Annotated in this window: 1 protein-coding gene and 1 pseudogene; both read right to left on the reverse strand. The window is 42.4% G+C overall.

The genetic code is table 11. The annotated features are described in order from the left end of the window. Positions 1-240: pseudogene (locus HCR01_RS38140) on the reverse strand (IS5/IS1182 family transposase); the annotation flags it as partial. 114 nt (positions 241-354) lie between these two features. Beyond that, complete coding sequence (locus HCR01_RS38145) at positions 355-663, reverse strand: transposase (RefSeq protein WP_193201043.1); 309 nt, start codon at positions 661-663, stop codon at positions 355-357. Positions 664-731: the final 68 nt, after the last annotated feature.

Consider the following 731-nt stretch of genomic DNA (forward strand, 5'->3'; position numbering starts at 1 on the left):
GTGTTTTGATGGTTTTGGTGAAAGTTCAAACCTGATTTTCGTCATAATCTGGGGATAAACCTTTTCTAACTCCTGCCTCAGATGTTCAGAGTGATAACCGTGGTCTAGCAAAATGGTGATTTTGGGAATGTTGACGGGCTTTGACTGGAAATAATCAATGTTTTGAGTCAACATCTCAAGCAAACCCACATCATCAGATACATTTGCTTTGGTGCAGTAAGTAAAGAAGGGAAACCCCAACGTATCAACGGCTAGATGCCTCTTAATCCCATTCGTCGATTTGTAGAAACAATATCCTTTCGACTCAACACTCTTCTTTACAAGTGTTTTTCACCGCTTGCGAGTCAATTATGATCAACGTTGTCCATTTAGCTTTTTTTTTACTTGCTCACGCACTTGAGAATGTAAGATACCCATCAGTTTTTCGAGCGCTCCAGATGCCCGCCACTGCTTGTAATGCCAATATACGGTTGAGTAAGGGGGCAAGTCCTTGGGCAAGTCTTCCCAATTACAGCCATTCTTGAGTTGATAGAAGATGCCATCCAAGAGTTTTCTTTTTGTCCAATTCGAGGGTCTGGTCTGTTTCTTAGGCGGCAATATCTGAGGCAGTAGGGGTTCAAGGATTTCCCACTCTTCGTCTGTTAGGCTGCTAGAGTACTGCATGGCTGCTGGATACGGCTTTTGCGGTAACTTTACTTCAATACAGTAAAAGATGTCAAATGGGTTCTATA

This window comes from Nostoc sp. MG11 (genome assembly GCF_014904695.1).
Lineage (GTDB): Bacteria > Cyanobacteriota > Cyanobacteriia > Cyanobacteriales > Nostocaceae > Komarekiella.